Source organism: Mycoplana sp. 10N416, from assembly GCF_056394765.1.
This window is the reverse complement of record NZ_JBFTIM010000010.1, coordinates 171,424-186,196: the sequence shown is the minus strand read 5'-3', so window position 1 is coordinate 186,196 and position 14,773 is coordinate 171,424. Positions and strand designations below refer to the sequence as shown.

14 protein-coding genes are annotated in these 14,773 nt (G+C 63.8%); 2 read left to right on the top strand and 12 right to left on the bottom strand.

The window, feature by feature from the left end; genetic code table 11:
- Positions 1 to 119: 119 nt before the first annotated feature.
- The 3 genes from ntrC to dusB are packed head-to-tail and all read right to left on the bottom strand — an operon-like array spanning position 120 to position 3,738.
- A complete protein-coding gene (gene ntrC, locus AC1DDS_RS20525; protein ID WP_310420506.1) occupies positions 120 to 1,574 on the bottom strand; it encodes a nitrogen regulation protein NR(I) in 1,455 nt (484 codons plus the stop codon).
- Positions 1,571 to 2,719 carry a two-component system sensor histidine kinase NtrB gene (locus AC1DDS_RS20520; RefSeq protein WP_477480534.1) on the bottom strand — a complete coding sequence of 383 codons (1,149 nt, stop codon included), beginning with the start codon at positions 2,717 to 2,719 and terminating at the stop codon, positions 1,571 to 1,573. Before AC1DDS_RS20520 ends, ntrC begins: the two co-directional genes overlap by 4 nt.
- A complete protein-coding gene (gene dusB, locus AC1DDS_RS20515; RefSeq protein ID WP_477480533.1) occupies positions 2,716 to 3,738 on the bottom strand; it encodes a tRNA dihydrouridine synthase DusB in 1,023 nt (340 codons plus the stop codon). The genes AC1DDS_RS20520 and dusB overlap by 4 nt, the downstream gene beginning before the upstream one ends.
- A gap of 153 nt (positions 3,739 to 3,891) precedes the next feature.
- On the opposite strand from dusB, the gene AC1DDS_RS20510 reads away from it, so the two are divergent.
- Both AC1DDS_RS20510 and AC1DDS_RS20505 read left to right on the top strand, forming a co-directional pair.
- Positions 3,892 to 5,094: a bifunctional 2-C-methyl-D-erythritol 4-phosphate cytidylyltransferase/2-C-methyl-D-erythritol 2,4-cyclodiphosphate synthase gene (locus AC1DDS_RS20510; RefSeq protein ID WP_477480532.1), complete on the top strand. Its 1,203-nt coding sequence runs from the start codon at positions 3,892 to 3,894 to the stop codon at positions 5,092 to 5,094.
- 14 nt (positions 5,095 to 5,108) lie between these two features.
- A complete protein-coding gene (locus tag AC1DDS_RS20505) occupies positions 5,109 to 5,603 on the top strand; it encodes a CinA family protein (RefSeq protein ID WP_477480531.1) in 495 nt (164 codons plus the stop codon).
- Positions 5,604 to 5,745: 142 nt separating this feature from the next.
- Here the strand turns inward: AC1DDS_RS20505 and AC1DDS_RS20500 are convergent, their stop codons facing one another.
- From AC1DDS_RS20500 to AC1DDS_RS20460, 9 genes are all read right to left on the bottom strand, one after another.
- A complete protein-coding gene (locus AC1DDS_RS20500; protein WP_477480530.1) occupies positions 5,746 to 6,195 on the bottom strand; it encodes a type II toxin-antitoxin system RatA family toxin in 450 nt (149 codons plus the stop codon).
- A 70-nt stretch (positions 6,196 to 6,265) separates the two neighbouring features.
- Entirely contained in the window at positions 6,266 to 7,675 is a 1,410-nt protein-coding gene (locus AC1DDS_RS20495; RefSeq protein ID WP_477480529.1) for a pyridoxal phosphate-dependent decarboxylase family protein, read from the bottom strand.
- Between the two features lie 155 nt (positions 7,676 to 7,830).
- Positions 7,831 to 8,802 carry a lipoyl synthase gene (lipA, locus tag AC1DDS_RS20490; protein WP_477480528.1) on the bottom strand — a complete coding sequence of 324 codons (972 nt, stop codon included), beginning with the start codon at positions 8,800 to 8,802 and terminating at the stop codon, positions 7,831 to 7,833.
- Positions 8,803 to 8,839: 37 nt separating this feature from the next.
- A complete protein-coding gene (locus AC1DDS_RS20485) occupies positions 8,840 to 9,085 on the bottom strand; it encodes a GlsB/YeaQ/YmgE family stress response membrane protein (protein ID WP_477480527.1) in 246 nt (81 codons plus the stop codon).
- A 212-nt stretch (positions 9,086 to 9,297) separates the two neighbouring features.
- Positions 9,298 to 10,743: a dihydrolipoyl dehydrogenase gene (gene lpdA, locus AC1DDS_RS20480; RefSeq protein WP_477480526.1), complete on the bottom strand. Its 1,446-nt coding sequence runs from the start codon at positions 10,741 to 10,743 to the stop codon at positions 9,298 to 9,300.
- An 89-nt stretch (positions 10,744 to 10,832) separates the two neighbouring features.
- Entirely contained in the window at positions 10,833 to 11,093 is a 261-nt protein-coding gene (locus AC1DDS_RS20475) for an HP1242/YdcH family protein (protein ID WP_310420526.1), read from the bottom strand.
- 81 nt (positions 11,094 to 11,174) lie between these two features.
- Positions 11,175 to 11,816 carry an SGNH/GDSL hydrolase family protein gene (locus AC1DDS_RS20470; protein ID WP_477480525.1) on the bottom strand — a complete coding sequence of 214 codons (642 nt, stop codon included), beginning with the start codon at positions 11,814 to 11,816 and terminating at the stop codon, positions 11,175 to 11,177.
- Positions 11,817 to 12,028: 212 nt separating this feature from the next.
- The gene (locus AC1DDS_RS20465) at positions 12,029 to 13,357 is read right to left on the bottom strand and encodes a pyruvate dehydrogenase complex dihydrolipoamide acetyltransferase (protein WP_477480524.1); all 1,329 of its coding nucleotides are present in this window, start codon (positions 13,355 to 13,357) and stop codon (positions 12,029 to 12,031) included.
- Between the two features lie 15 nt (positions 13,358 to 13,372).
- Positions 13,373 to 14,767, bottom strand: coding sequence for a pyruvate dehydrogenase complex E1 component subunit beta (locus tag AC1DDS_RS20460; protein ID WP_477480523.1), 1,395 nt, complete (start codon positions 14,765 to 14,767; stop codon positions 13,373 to 13,375).
- Between the last annotated feature and the right edge of the window lie 6 nt (positions 14,768 to 14,773).

Here is a 14,773-nt window from a genome sequence, read left to right as displayed (position 1 = left end):
AGCGGCCACCACTGTCCCGCATGGGAAACGGCGGAGAGACTCAGCCTATTCGCCAGCAGTGCATCTGTTACCACCAAGCAACACAATGTGGCGAAAATGCAACGCGGAGCGAAGCGAAGTCAAGCCAGACGGGAGCTGCGATAAACCGAGACGCCGAGTTCCCTGATCTTCTTGCGAAGCGTATTCCGGTTAAGACCGAGAAGATCAGCCGCCTTGATCTGGTTGCCTCGGGTGGCCGTCAGCGCGGCAAGGATGAGGGGGTATTCCATTTCGGCAAGGACGCGGTCGTAGAGCCCGGGCGGCGGCAAACCATCGCCGAAACTGGCAAAGTACTGGCGCATGTTCTCTTCGACCGCCTGGGATATCGTGAGCGCGCCATTGCGGGGCGCGGATTTCTCGATCGGGCTATCGGGAATATCCGCGCGAAGCTCGGATTCGATGATTTCCTTTGTAATCACATCCTGTGGATAAAGCGCGGTGAGGCGGCGGACTACGTTCTCCAGCTCCCGCACATTGCCCGGCCAGGGATGCGCCTTCATCAAATCCAGCGCCTCCTGGTCGAATCGCTTGGCATCGAGTCCCTGTTTCTCGGCCTGCTGGACGAAATAGCGCACGAGGTCGGGTATGTCTTCCGACCGGTCGCGCAACGGAGGGAGCCGCAACGGCACGACGTTCAGCCGATAATAGAGATCCTCGCGAAACAGCCCCTGATTGATGGACTGCTTGAGGTCCTTGTTGGTGGCGGCGACGATCCGGACGTCGGTGCGGATCGGCGTGCGCCCGCCAACGGTCGTATATTCACCCTGCTGGAGGACGCGCAGCAACCGCGTCTGCGCATCCATTGGCATGTCGCCGATCTCGTCGAGAAACAGCGTCCCTCCCTCGGCTTGCTCGAAGCGGCCGGTCGAGCGATTCTGCGCGCCGGTAAAGGCGCCCTTCTCGTGGCCGAACAGTTCCGACTCGATCAGGTCGCGCGGGATCGCCGCCATGTTGATCGCGACGAAGGGTCCGTTGCGGCGCTTGCCATAGTCGTGCAGGGCCCGCGCCACCAGCTCCTTGCCGGTCCCGGACTCGCCGGTGATCATCAGCGTCAGGTCCGTCTGCATCAGCCGTGCCAGCACCCGATAGATTTCCTGCATCGCCGCCGAGCGGCCGACAAGAGGCATGCCGTCCTGCATGTCGTCATCGGGTCTCGCCGGCTTTTTCTTCGGCTCGGCCAGCGCGCGACCGACGATCGCAATCAGTTCGGTCAGATCGAAGGGTTTTGGCAGGTAGTCATAGGCGCCGCGTTCGGAGGCCTTGATCGCGGTCATGAAGGTGTTCTGGGCACTCATCACCAGAACGGGCAGATCGGGACGCGCCTTCTTGATGCGCGGCAGCAGGTCGAAGGCGTTCTCATCGGGCATGACGACATCGGTCACGACGATGTCGCCCTCGCCGGCGGCGATCCAGCGCCACAGCGTTGCAGCGTTGGAGGTGATCCGCACATCATAGCCCGCTCTGCTCAGCGCCTGGTTGAGAACCGTTCTGATCGCCGCATCGTCATCGGCAACAAGGACTGTGGCGCCTGTCATCTGCTCGTTCCTTTGTTCTCGGGAGTTTCGTCATCCTCGCTCACGCCTTTTGATGCCGGCATCAGCACGCGGAAGGTCGTGCGATGGCCCGGGCTGTCGCATTCGATGATGCCGCCGTGCGCGCCGATGATCTTGGCGACAAGCGCCAGACCGAGGCCCGATCCGTTGGTCTTCGTCGTGATGAAGGGGTCGAACAGGTGCGGCAGCAGGTCGGGCGGCACGCCGGGCCCGTTGTCGTGCACGCAGAACTCGAGCGGCAGCGACACCTTTTCCCGGGTTCCCGCCACCGACAGCCGGATACCCGGCCGGTACGCGGTCGTCAGCAGGATCTCTCCATCGGGCCTGTCGCCGATCGCCTCCGCCGCGTTCTTGATCAGGTTGAGAAACACCTGAACCAACTGGTCGCGGTTGGCGAAGACCGGCGGCAAGGATGGGTCATAGTTCTCGCTGATCTTGATGTTGCGGGCGAAACCTGCACGCGCCACTGCCTTCACGTGATCGAGCACCGCGTGAATGTTCAACGCAACGCGGTCGACCGGGCGCTCGTCGGAAAAAACCTCCATGCGATCGACAAGCGACACGATCCGATCGGTCTCATCGCAGATCAGCCGCGTCAGCGCCCTATCCTCGTCCAGCACGGAGGTTTCCAGGAGTTGCGCAGCGCCGCGGATACCGGAAAGCGGATTCTTGATCTCATGCGCAAGCATCGACGCCAGCCCGGTCACGGATCGGGCTGCTCCGCGATGGGTCAATTGCCGGTCGATCTTGTCGGCCATCGACCGCTCCTGCAGGACCACGACGACCGAGCCGGGTTCACTGGTGACCGGCGCGACATAGAGATCGACCAGCTTGTCGGTCCCGAGCCGTGGCGAGCTGAGATCCACCCGGTACTCGTTGACCGCCGCCCGGCGTTCTCTGACCTGTTCAATCAACGTCAGAAGCGGACTTCCGAAGGGAATGAAATTGCTGAAATCATGCCGTGACAAATGGCTGGCGCTTGCCCCGAAGAACGACTCGGCCTCCCAGTTGGCAAAGGCGATATGGCCGGCTTTATCGACCAAGACGACGGGGTGCTGGATCGCGTTCAACACCGCAAGGGCGAGCCCGTTGCCGTCGAACTGATCTTCCGTTCCCGCGCCGCTCATGCCGCTTTCTCATCTCGCTTCGCCGGCCCGCCGACCTCGCACAGGGCTTCCGCCAATCGGGCCGCAACGAATTCGCTGTCGGTCGATGTCATCAGCGGCGCCTTTTCCGTGCGCTCCAGCCAGGGCGCATAGCGCTCCAGGTACCAGCCGACATGCTTTCGCGCGTGGCGAAGACCGGCGACGGGGCCGTAGAAATCCAGCATCGTCCGATAATGCTCGACGGCGATGGCGGCGCGCTCCGCGCCGGTCGGTTCTTCACATGCACCCCCGAGCACTGCGGGGTGCCATGGGCGTCCCTGCGCAGACCTGCCGACCATGACGGCGTCCGCGCCGGATCGCCCAAGGATTTCCACCGCATCCTCCGCGGTGTCGACGTCACCATTGGCGATCAGCGGCACCGTGATCCGATCGCGAACCGCGCGGATCGCGTCCCAATCCGCCCTGCCCTCATAGAACTGCATGCGGGTGCGGCCGTGCACGGTGATCAGTTGCACGCCTGCTCCCTCGGCGCGCGCGGCGATGTCCGGCGCGTTCAGGCTGTCGTGGTCCCAGCCGAGCCGCATCTTGACCGTTACCGGCACCTTCACGGCTCCGACCGTAGCCTCGATCAGCCGCAAGGCATGGTCAGGCTCGCGCATCAACGCCGAACCGGAATAGCCGCCAATAACCTTCTTGGCCGGGCAGCCCATATTGACGTCGATGATGTCTGCGCCGTTTGCCTCGGCAAGGCGCGCCGCCTCCGCCATCCAGTGCGCATCGCGGCCGGCGAGTTGGACCATGTGCGGCCGAATTCCGCGATTGCGGATCCGCGCCCAGGATTCCGGTGCATTGCCGGCAAGCTCGCGGCTTGCCACCATCTCGGTGACCACGAGACCCGCGCCAAAGCGCCAAGCGAGTTCGCGGAACGGCAGGTCGGTAACACCCGACATCGGCGCCAGGACGACGCGATTACGCAGGGTCTGATTGCCGATTGTCAGCGGTGCTGAGAGATCCGCTTGAACCAAATGCTCATCTTTCATGCAGAGGAATGTTGTGCATTATTTTTAGCCAGACGATTTCCACTTGCCAAGTCGTTTTGACCGTCTCCCGCAATTTTCCGCATATCGCTGGCCTTGTCGCGGCGAACGGTCTAAACCGGCCGAAACACCTGAAGCCGGAGGAAATGGCAGGGCATGGGCGAGAACAGCAGGCTCTCGTGCGGCGTGATCGTTGTCGCCGCGGGACGCGGAGAACGGGCGGGGTCACACCCGGACGGCCCGAAACAGTACCGCAGCATCGGTGGCAGGCCGGTGATCGCGCGCACGCTCGACGCCTTCCTCAACTGGAGTCCGGCACGGGACATCATTGCCGTGATCCACCCCGACGATAGTGACCTGTTTGCCAATGCACTTGCCCGGGTGCCGGACGGCAAGGCGCGGATCCGCACCGTCATTGGCGGCCGGACGCGACAACAATCCGTCCTGGCCGGGCTAGAAGCGCTCGCGGGGTCCAACATCACCCACGTCCTCATCCAGGATGCCGTCCGACCGTTTGTCGATCTTGATCTGCTTCGTCGGATCGAAACGGCCCTTGTCGCCGGCGACCGCGCCGTGCTTCCCGCTGTTGCCGTCGCCGACACGCTGAAACGCTCCAACGCCGACGGTCACGTTGCCGAAACGGTGCCGCGCGCCGGCCTGTTTGCCGCGCAAACCCCGCAGGCCTTTCACTTCACAACCATCCTGGACGCCCACCGGCGCGCCGCAGCCGGCGGGCGCGACGATTTTACGGACGATGCGGCGATTGCCGAATGGGCCGGCGTCCCGGTGCGCCTGGTCGAAGGCGCCGTCGACAACGTCAAGCTGACGCTACAGAAGGATATCGCCATGGCCGATGAGCGCCTTTCCGAAACTGCCCTGCCCGACGTACGCACGGGCAACGGCTACGATGTTCACCAGTTGGTCGAAGGCGACGGCGTGACGCTCTGCGGCATTTTCCTGCCGCACGACCAAAAGCTTTCAGGCCATTCCGACGCCGACGTGGCGCTGCACGCGCTGACGGATGCGCTACTTGCCACCTGCGGCGCCGGCGACATCGGCGACCATTTCCCCCCATCCGATCCACAATGGAAAGGGGCCGCCTCACGCATCTTCCTCGAGCATGCGGCGAAGATCGTGCGCGCCAAGGGCGGTGTGATCATGAATGCAGACGTCTCCCTGATCGCGGAAGCGCCGAAGATCGGCCCGCACCGCGAGGAGATGCGGAAGAACCTGGCCGACATGCTCGGCATTGCGCTCGATCGTTGCTCGGTGAAGGCGACGACCAATGAAAAGGTCGGCTTCATCGGCCGCCGCGAAGGCATCGCGGCGATCGCCACCGCAACCGTCGTCTACCGATAAACGGAGCCAAGACCATGTGGCCTGCCGACATTGAGGATCAAGCCCGGTCGCTGGTGGAGGCGTTTTCAGACAGCGGCCTGCGGGTCGCCACGGCTGAATCGTGCACCGGCGGCCTCATCGCGGCCGCGCTGACCGAGATCGCCGGATCGTCCGCAGTGGTGGACCGCGGCTTCGTGACCTATTCCAATGCTGCCAAGACGGAGTTGTTGAAGGTGTCCGAGGCGACGCTGGCACTCCATGGCGCTGTCTCGCAGGAGACGGCGATCGAGATGGCCCGCGGGGCGCTTGCCGCTTCGAACGCCGAGGTCGCTGTCGCCGTCACCGGCATAGCCGGTCCCGGCGGCGGCTCGCCGGAAAAGCCGGTGGGTCTCGTCCATCTGGCCGCCGCGCGGCGGGACGGCCACTTGCGGCACCGCGAGATGCGCTATGGCGACATTGGTCGTCGCGGGATCCGCCTGGCCACGGTTCGCACCGCTCTAGAGATGCTTTCGGAACTCGGCGGAGCCTGAGGCCCGACCGGGGCGGTGCATGAGTTGAAGCCGGAGCGGTCGTCGGATCCGGGCCTCAGGGCATTTCCGCCCCTCATTACCTTCTCCCCGCAAGCGGGAAAAGAAAACAAGCAACTGCCGCTCGCCCCGAGACCGCAGTTCCTCAGCTTCGGTAGATCGTATCCGCGCGCTTCTCGAAGGCTTCGGAGAACATGTGGAAGGCCCGCTCGAACATCGACCCCATCAACGCGCCCAGGATCCGGCTCTTGAACTCGTAGTCGATGAAGAAGTGGACGTTGCATCCACCCTCGCCAAGCGGTTCGAAACGCCAGCGGTTGTCGAGATACCGAAACGGGCCGTCGATGTATTTCACATCGATCGCCTGTTCGGCGCTGTTCAACAGCACCTGCGTGGTGAACGTTTCGCGGATCGCCTTGTAACCGACGGTCATGTCGGCGATCAGCAATTCCTTGCCGTCGCGCTCCTTGCGCGTGCGCACGACGAGCCCCTCGCAAAGCGGCAGGAACTCGGGATAACGCTCGACGTCGGCGACGAGCATGTACATCTGCTCGGGCGTATGCGGAACGGGGCGGTGCGTTTCGAACTTTGGCATGCTGACCAGATATTCAAACACACGTCGCGAAACAAGATGGTCCAGCGAACAAGCGCGTTGCCTGGTCCGCTCACGCCATCCCGGAGGACACCCTTGCATAGGCCGCGAGGATGACTTCCGCAGCCATCTCGGCCTGGTCCTCGTCAGTCTGGTAGTTCGACACGGATATCCGCATCACCTGGCGACCGCGCCACTCAGCACCGCCGGCGAAGATCTGCCCCTCCCTCTGCAGGAGCGCGATCACATCCTGCGTCATGCGGTCCGCCGCCTCCGGAGCAAGGTCGTCGCCGAACTGCACGATGACCTGATTGAGTTGCAGCGCGTTCAGCACGCGGATGCCGTCGCGCGCCGCGAGCATGCGGGCAATCTCGGTTGCGGCATGGCAGTTTTTCTCCACAAGCTCGGCAATGCCGCTGCGACCGAGATGCTTGATCATGGCCCAGGTGGCAAAGCCGCGGGCGCGACGCGAAAGTTCCGGCACATAGTGCGACGGGTCGCGTTCACCCGCCTGCGCCAGCGGCAGATAGCTTGCTGCAATCGTCATCGCCCGCCGGTGCGCAAGTTCGTCCCGCACGATCGCATATCCGCAGTCGTAGGGCGTCTGCAGCCACTTGTGACCGTCCGTCGCCCAGCTGTCGGCCAGTTCGATGCCCACCGCGAGGGGGCGCTTTGCCGGGCAGGCTCGCGCCCAGAGACCGAAGGCGCCGTCGACATGCACCCAGGCGCCCTTTGCCTTTGCTTCCGGGATCAGTGCGGCGAAACCGTCGAAGGAGCCGGTATTGATCTGCCCGGCCTGAAGAATGGCGATCGCCGGCCCGTCGATGGCTGCCAGGGCCGTAATGAACGCATCCGGTCGGATGCGCCCCTCCTCGTCGGTTGGGATCCTGATTACCCGGTCACGCCCAAGGCCGAGAAACTGCAGGGCTGAAAACACAGTGGTATGGGCATCTTCGCCGATCAATACGGTGATCGGCGGGGCTCCGAACAGCCCTTGCGCATCCGCATCCCAGCCCTGCCTGCGCAGCACTTCGCCGCGGGCAGCCGCAAGGCAGGTGAAATTTGCAACCGTAGCACCCGTGACGAAGCCAACCGAACTCTCCGACGGCAGGTCGAGCAGTTCGAGCAGCCACCGCGCGGATAGTGCCTCAACTGCGGAGGCAGCCGGTGCCGCGGAATGGTTTCCGGCATTCTGGCCCCAGGCGGAGGTGAGCATGTCGGCGGCGACGCCGACGGGATGCGAACCACCGATCACCCAACCGAAGAAACGCGGCCCCGTCATCAGGTGCAGACCGGGTTCCGCCCGCGCCACCAGTGCCTCGATGACGGCACCCGGCTCGGACATGACCTCGGGCAACGGCTCGTCGAATGCGTCCGACGCCGCCGCGTAGTCCTCTTTGGGTCGGTGCAGCCGCTCAGAAACGGACTTGCGATACCGGGCGGCCTCGTCTGCCGCCTGCCGGAACAGGACCTCGATATCCATGCGCAACCTCCCTCGCGGGCAACCGGCCACTCGCCGCCAGCGAGAGGCGACACCTGCAGCCTACGCCCGCTGACGTTGGCCGACAACCGGATCCCCCAAAAGGATGCGGCCCGCGGTTTCACAACCACGGCCCGCACAAACTTGCAGATTGGAAACTATTCGGCCGCGGCGAGCAGCTTCTTCTCCCGGGCGACCCTCAGCCGGGCGAAGTCGTCGCCGGCGTGATGCGAGGAGCGCGTCAGTGGGCTGGCGGAGACCATCAGGAAGCCCTTGGTGTAAGCCACCGTCTCGTAGGACTTGAACTCCTCCGGCGTGACGAACTTTTCCACCTTGTGGTGCTTGCGGGTCGGCTGCAGGTACTGGCCCATTGTCAGGAAGTCGACGTCGGCGGTGCGCAGGTCGTCCATCAGCTGGAGCACCTCGTTGCGCTCCTCGCCGAGGCCGACCATGATGCCCGACTTGGTGAACATCGTCGGGTCAAGCTCCTTGACGCGCTGCAGCAGGCGGACGGAGTGGAAGTAGCGCGCGCCCGGACGAACGGTCAGGTAGTTGCCCGGCACGGTTTCCAAATTGTGGTTGAAGACGTCCGGCTTCGCGGCGACGACGCGCTCCAGCGCGCCCGGCTTTTTCAGAAAGTCGGGGGTGAGGATCTCGATCGTCGTCGTCGGCGATGCGGCGCGGATCGCCCAGATCACCTTCTCGAAATGTTCGGCGCCACCGTCGTCTAGGTCGTCGCGGTCGACGGAAGTGACGACGACGTGCGACAGGCCCATCTGCTTGACGGCCTTGGCGACGTTTTCCGGCTCGTCCTGATCGAGTGCGTTCGGCTTGCCGGTGGCAACGTTGCAGAACGCGCAGGCACGGGTGCAGATTTCGCCCATGATCATGAAGGTGGCGTGCTTCTTGTCCCAGCATTCGCCGATGTTGGGACAGCCCGCCTCTTCGCAGACCGTCACCAACTTGTTGTCCTTCACGATGGAACGCGTCTCCTGGTAGCCCTTCGAGACGGGCGCCTTGACGCGAATCCACTCCGGTTTGCGCAGCACTTCAGTGTCGGGACGATGCGCTTTTTCCGGATGACGGACGCGCGGTTCATCGCCATTGGTCCTGTCAAGAATCGTGACCATAAATACCTGCCTTTAACCGACTATGCTGCGAGAGCCGTCAACGCCTGACGAGTTTCGCGAGGAATAACAGAATGCAGGAGCCGACGAAACCCTGCACGAGGTAACCCAGCCAACCGCTGGCGACATGGATGCCGGCACGATCGAAGATCCCGTTCGCCAGAACTGCGCCGACCATACCGATGATGACGTTCATGAAGACACCGAAGCGGATATCCATCAGCTTGCCGGCGAGCCATCCCGCCACACCGCCGATGATGATCCCCGCGATCCACCCCACGTCCATGCAATGTCTCCTCGTCCAAGTTCAGAAGCCCGTCATCGCCCCGCTGGAGTGAGGATCTCCCCCTCATCCGCCTGCCGGCACCTTCTCCCCGCCTGCGGGGAGAAGGAAGAATGCCGCAACGCCTCAGTCAAACTCCGGCTCAGCGTCGGGCACGTCCCCTCTCCCCGCACGCGGGGAGAGGGCTAGGGTGAGGGGCAATCCCGAGAACGCCCCTACGCGTTCAGCGCCCGCCCATAGGCATCGAGCACGCTTTCCTTCATCGTCTCTGAAATCGTCGGATGCGGGAAGATCGTGTGCATCAGTTCTTCCTCTGTCGTCTCAAGGTTCATGGCGACGACAAAGCCCTGGATCAGTTCGGTGACTTCGGCGCCGACCAGATGGGCGCCGAGCAGTTCGCCGGTCTTCTTGTCGAAGATCGTCTTGACCATGCCCTGGTCCTCGCCGAGCGCGATCGCCTTGCCGTTGGCGACGAAAGGGAAGCGGCCGACGCGGACGTCGCGGCCCTGTTCCTTCGCCTTCGCTTCCGTCAGCCCGACCGAGGCGACCTGCGGATGGCAATAGGTGCAGCCGGGGATCTTCAGCTTGTCCATCGGATGGACGTTCGGGAGACCTGCGATCTTCTCGACGCAGATCACCGCCTCGTGCTCGGCCTTGTGGGCGAGCATCGGCGGGCCGGCGACGTCACCGATCGCGTAGATGCCCGGCACGTTGGTCTTGCCGTAACCGTCGATGGCGATGAAGCCGCGGTCGGTCTTCACGCCGAGTGCTTCCAGACCGATGCTTTCGAGGTTGGCCTGCACGCCGACGGCCGAGATCATCCGGTCGGCCATAATCTTCTCGACCTTGCCATCCTTCATCTCGACATGGGCGGTGATCGAATTGGCCGCCTTCTCCACCTTGATGACCTTGGCCTCCAGGTGGATCTTCATGCCCTGCTTCTCGAACTGCTTCTTGGCGAGCGCGGAGATTTCCGCATCCTCGACCGGCATCACGGTCGGCATCACTTCGACCACCGTCACATCGACGCCGAGGGTGCGGTAGAACGAAGCGAACTCGATGCCGATCGCGCCAGAGCCCATGACGAGCAGCGACTTCGGCATTTCCTCCGGCTTCATCGCCTCGAAATAGGTCCAGATCAGCTTGCCGTCCGGCTCAATGCCGGGCAGCGCGCGCGGGCGGGCACCGGTGGCGATGATGATGTGCTTGGCGGTGTAGGTGCCTTCCGGCAGGACATTCTTCGGCAGCGGCGCCTGCGGCTGCTGGATCGCCTTGGTCGTCTTCGACACGACGATCTCGCCGGGCTTCGTCAGCTTCGCCTCGCCCCAGATGATGTCGACCTTGTTCTTCTTCATCAAAAAGCCGACACCGCCGTTCATCCGCTGGGCGATACCGCGCGAACGGGCGACGATCGCCTTGAGGTCCGGCGTCACCGTGCCTTCGATCTTGATGCCGTAATCGCCCGGATGCTTCGCGTAGTGGAAGATCTCCGCCGACCGCAGCAGCGCCTTGGTCGGGATGCAGCCCCAGTTGGAGCAGATGCCGGCCAGATGTTCGCGCTCGACGATCGCCGTCTTGAGGCCGAGCTGGGCGGCGCGGATGGCGGCGATGTAGCCGCCGGGACCCGAACCGATAACGATGACGTCGTAGGCGTTCGCCATGAGCGCTTCCACTCCTCTTTATGTCTCTTAGGGCCTTGCGCAGAAGCGCCCTGCCGTCGTTGTCCGAGGAGCGGAAGCGTCTCCGACCCTCAGGGACGCTCCTCCGCAGTTTCCAGCCGCGTCAGCGTCCCGTAGATTTCGTCCTTGAGCCGCATTCGTTCCTTCCGCATGTCCGCCATGTGGAAGTCGTCCGCGGGCTCGATGTTCGTTTCCGCCCGATGGATCGCCCGGTTCACCACATCATAATCTTCGGTGATGCGGTGGAAGTGTCCGTCGACCTCCCGCAAGTGCCGAATCTTGCCGACATATTCCGGGAATTCCTCAGCCAGTTGGTGCGGGGTGTTCGACATGGTCGCATCTCCTTTTCAAGTCGATGCAACCAGCCTAGACCGCGAAACGCGTAACTCCTTGATCTCCATCAAACATCGCCGTCAAAGCCCCAGCATCATGCGCACGACCGGCTCCAGTCCCCGACCGATCGCCCGCGTGTTCTCCGCATCCAGATGCACCCCGTCGAGCGGCGTCGTCTGCGCCACCGAGCCCGCATCGAAGAAGCCGCAGCCTTTTTCGTCGGCCAGGTCCGCATAGAGCGTCGCCAGCATGGCCGACTGCTCGACCCCGCCGGCAAACATCGCCGCGAAGGCCGTGTTCGCCGTTTCGCAGAGCGGCGGCGGCGCGACGATCAGGATCTCCGGCTGTTCCTCGCTGTCGAAGGGCCAGGCATGGTGGCGCACCAGATTGACCAGCCGCTCCATGCCCTGCATCGCTCCGAAGGCGGTCCCGCAGAGCACCGGCTTCATGTCGTTGGCGCCGAGCAGGAGGATGATGAGATCGATCGGGCCATGGCTATGCAGGACTGTCGGCAGGATGCGGGCGCCGTTCCTGTCACAATCGGCGAGATGGTCGTCATAGGCCGTGGTGCGGCCGTTCAGCCCCTCGACGATCACCTGCACATCCGGTCCGAGCGCCTTCTGCAGAACGCTCGGCCAACGGTCCTCCGACGCATGGCGCCCGAGCGTTTCCGCATCGTAGCCCCAGGTCAGGCTGTCGCCGTAGCAGAGAACGGTTTTCATGGAACACACCTACCGAAGTGGCTCAGATGGCCGCCCGCCCTGACAGTGGGGGCACTTCCGAATATGGCAATCACAACCGTTTGCTCCATAGTCGACCCCACAATGGGCGCACTGCATATGCCAAATACGTTGATTTCCATGAGTAGTAGATGGGCGACCCGTGTCGCCCATCACAATTTGGCCGCGAGGATTCTTATCCCCGACCTTGGGCATTAGACCAGCATCCCCATCGGGTTCTCGATGTAGCGCTTAAAGGCCTGCAGCAGTTCGGCCCCGAGCGCGCCGTCGACGCAGCGGTGGTCGGTCGAGAGCGTCACCGTCATCGCCTGGACGATGACCATCTGGCCCTTCTTCACGACCACGCGCTCCTCGCCGGCGCCGACCGCGAGGATCGTCGCGTGCGGCGGGTTGATGACGGCGGCAAAATTCTTCACGCCCATCATGCCCATGTTGGAGACCGAGGTGGTGCCGCCCTGGTACTCTTCCGGCTTCAGTTTGCGTTCCTTGGCGCGCTTGCCGAGGTCCTTCATCTCATTGGAGATGGCCGACAGGCTCTTCGTTTCCGCATGGCGGATGATCGGGGTGATCAGGCCGCCCGGGATCGACACGGCGACGCCGACGTCGGAATGTTTGTGCTTGACCATCGCGGACTCGGTCCAGGAGACGTTGGCGTCCGGCACATCCCTGAGCGCCAGCGCCATGGCCTTGATCACCATATCGTTGACCGAGAGCTTGTAGGCCGGCTTGCCGTCCCGTTCCGGGGCTGCGGCATTGATCTGCGCGCGCAGCGCCATCAACGCGTCGAGCTCGCAGTCGACCGAAACGTAGAAGTGCGGCACGGTCTGCTTGGACTCGACGAGTCGGCGGGCGATCGTCTTGCGCATGCCGTCGTGCGGCACGAGTTCGTAGGAACCTTCCTCGAACAGCTTGAGCACGGTCTCGTCGGACGGGCCCTTGGCAAGCGCCGCAGGTGCAGCAGCTGGAGCCGCGACAGCCTTTTTGGCTCCGCCACCGGCGACCGCAGCCTCGACGTCGGCCTTGACGACGCGGCCATACGGACCGGAGCCGGCGACCACCGCAATGTCGATACCGGCTTCCTTGGCGAGGCGACGGGCCAGCGGCGAGGAGAAGGTTCGGTTGCCGTCGGCCTTGGCCGGGGCGGCAACGGGCGCCGCCGGCGCAGCGGATGTGGCAGGTGCGCTCGGCGCAGCCTGTACCGGAGCCGCTGCCGGTGCAGCCGCTTCCGCCTTTGGTGCCGGAGCGCCGCCAGCAGCACTTGCGGCTGCCTTGACGTCCTCGCCATCGGCGGCAAGCACCGCAATCAGCGAATTGACCTTGACGCCTTCGCTGCCGGCGGGAACGACGATCCTGGCGATCGTGCCCTCATCGACGGCTTCCACTTCCATGGTCGCCTTGTCGGTCTCGATTTCGGCAATCACGTCGCCGGACTTGATCTTGTCGCCTTCCTTGACGAGCCATTTGGAGAGGTTGCCCTCCTCCATGGTCGGCGAAAGGGCGGGCATGGTGATGTTGATCGGCATGTCTCCGCCCTCCCCTTACTTGTAGCAGACGGTTTTCACCGCCTGGACAACTTCGCCGACGTTCGGAAGCGCGAGCTTCTCGAGGTTTGCCGCATAGGGCATCGGCACGTCCTTGCCGGCAATCGTCAGGATCGGCGCGTCGAGATAGTCGAAGGCCTGCTGCATGACGCGGGTGGCGATTTCGGTGCCGACCGAGCTCTGCGGGAAACCTTCCTCGACGGTGACGAGACGGCCGGTCTTCTTGACCGATTCGATGACCGTCGGCAGGTCCATCGGCCGGATGGTCCGCAGGTCGATCAGCTCGACGTCGATGCCTTCCTTCTCCAGTTCGGCAACCGCCTTCGTCGCATAGGTCATGCCGATGCCGAAGGAGACGATGGTGGCATCCTTGCCGGGGCGATGGATGCGCGCCTTGCCGATCGGCAGCACGAAATCGTCGAGTTTCGGCACGTCGAAGTGCTGGCCGTAGAGGATCTCGTTTTCCAGGAAGATCACCGGGTTAGGGTCGCGGATCGCGGCCTTCAGCAGGCCCTTGGCGTCAGCCGCCGTGTAGGGCATGACGACCTTGAGGCCGGGGATATGGCTGTACCAGGCGGCATAGCACTGGGAGTGCTGCGCGGCGACGCGCGCCGCCGCGCCGCTCGGACCGCGGAATACGATCGGCGCGCCCATCTGGCCGCCCGACATGTAGAGGGTCTTTGCCGCCGAGTTGACGATCTGGTCAATCGCCTGCATGGCGAAGTTGAAGGTCATGAACTCGACGATCGGCTTCAGGCCGGTCATCGCGGCGCCCACACCGACGCCGGCAAAGCCGTGCTCGGTGATCGGCGTATCGATCACGCGGCTTGCGCCGAACTCCTGCAGCAGGCCCTGGGTGATCTTGTAAGCGCCCTGATACTCGGCCACTTCCTCGCCCATGACGAAGACGTCGCCGTCGCGGCGCATCTCCTCGGCCATGGCGTCACGAAGAGCCTCGCGCACGGTCGTCGAAACCATCTCGGTGCCGGCCGGAATGTCCGGATCGGCAGCCACCTGCGCGATCGGCTGGGCGGGAACGGCGGCTGCGGTCGGGGCCGACTCAGCCTTGGCGGCGGCCGGTGTCTCGACGGCCTTCGCCGGCTTCACCTCGTCCTCGCCGACGCCCTTGTCGAGTTGATCAACATCCTCGCCTTCCGCCGCAAGCACGGCGATCAGCGCATTGACCTTGACGTTTTCGGTGCCGGCCGGAACGACGATCTTGGCGATCGTCCCCTCGTCGACGGCTTCCACTTCCATGGTCGCCTTGTCGGTTTCGATCTCGGCGATCACGTCGCCGGCCTTGACGGCATCGCCTTCCATCTTGAGCCACTTGGAAAGCGTGCCCTCTTCCATCGTCGGCGACAGAGCGGGCATGAGAATATCGATCGGCATATTTGG